The 950-nt window shown below is 60.4% G+C and carries 2 protein-coding genes; both read right to left on the bottom strand.

Annotated elements, in window-relative coordinates; genetic code table 11:
* The coding region (locus AC5RVV_RS17550; protein WP_494002635.1) for an extracellular solute-binding protein at positions 1-453 on the bottom strand (453 nt) is incomplete at its 3' end.
* A 45-nt stretch (positions 454-498) separates the two neighbouring features.
* The coding region (locus AC5RVV_RS17545) for an SDR family NAD(P)-dependent oxidoreductase (protein ID WP_494002634.1) at positions 499-950 on the bottom strand (452 nt) is incomplete at its 5' end.

Below are 950 nucleotides of genomic sequence, written 5' to 3'. Positions count from 1 at the left end.
GAGCGCGTAGGAGTTTTCATATAGCTGGTCGCTGGGCCACTGGTTCACGGCCGGCATTTTCTCTTTATCGAAGGGAGCCAACCACGACTTCTCGATGTAGTCCGAGAAGACGTAGTCCTCCGGGAAAGTCAGGACATCGCCGACGACATCACCCGTGTCGCGCTCCGTCCCGTAGCGCTGGGCCAGGATTTCCGAGCCGGCACGCACGATTTCGACCGTGACGCCGTACTTTTCCTCGAAGGCCGAAGCCGCAGCCTCGGTCGGAGCCTCAGGAATGGAGGAGTACCAGACAACGCTGCCCTCTTCCTTGGCCGCATCGATGAGTTCCTGGGCCGCTTCGTCCGCCGCGTTGACAGTACGTTCCTCCGCTTCCGCCGCACCCGGCCCGCCGCAGGCTGAGAGAAACAATGCCGATACGGCCAATCCGGCGATAGCTGCGTGCTTTTTCCACACGGTAAGACTCCTTGGCTAAATCTATGAATGATGCTGCGGCAACTGCTACTTTGCAGTCAGGCCGCCGTCGATAGGAATATTGACGCCGGTGACGAAGCTGGAGTCGTCGCCGGCGAGGAAGGCCACCACCGAGGCGATTTCCTCAGGCTGGGCCGGGCGTCCCAGCGGGATCAGGGAAATGAAGTTGGCCATCAGATCTTCGATGCTGGCCCCCGGCTCACGGCCGAAGAAGGTCGGGAGCATCGGGGTATCCACCGATCCCGGGCAGATTGAATTGACCCTGATGTTGTCTGCTGCGCCGGCCAGGGCCAGGGCGCGGGCGTAGGAAACCACTGCGCCTTTGGTCATGGAGTACAGCGGCGAGAACGGGGAACCAACAATCGCAGAGGTGGATGCGGTGAAGATGACGGACCCTTTGCCGCTCTTCTTCAGCAGCGGGAACGCCAGGCCCGAAGTGAAGAACGCTGACTTCATATTGATGGCGATATTCTTTTCCC

The organism is Arthrobacter sp. MDT2-34-1 (assembly GCF_059091365.1).
Note: the sequence above shows the minus strand (reverse complement) of the source record. Positions and strands in the feature narration are given on the sequence as shown.